The 345-nt window shown below is 40.3% G+C and carries 1 pseudogene; it reads right to left on the minus strand.

From position 1 onward, the window contains the following. A pseudogene (locus tag EZH24_RS13635) lies at nucleotides 1–345 on the minus strand (variable surface family protein); the annotation flags it as partial.

The following is a 345-nucleotide window of genomic DNA, read 5'->3' on the forward strand; positions in this document are numbered from 1 at the left end:
AAAACTCTATCGTATCGCTCTCCGTCTTAGCGCTAAAGCCCAAAGGAAAAGCTATTCCTATTCTATAAGGCTGTTCGGCATAATAACTACTCGGAAGTGGTATGCTCGCTATATAACCGCCCTTCAGCTCTCCGCTGTTTAAATCGGCGTTAGCTCCCGTGCTTATATTAACTCCTCCGATTCTCGCTCCGCCGCTTGGGGCGAAACCTTTTGCCGTAATGGAATAACTATCCACTATATTAACCGACTTCTCTATATTATTATATTTCGTAGCCAAAGCCATATCGAATTGAAATCTTATTATAGGAGTAAGTTTCATATTGTAGGAAGAAAAATCATAATTAA

The sequence above is a fragment of the Brachyspira catarrhinii genome (assembly GCF_005518285.1).
Lineage (GTDB): Bacteria > Spirochaetota > Brachyspiria > Brachyspirales > Brachyspiraceae > Brachyspira > Brachyspira catarrhinii.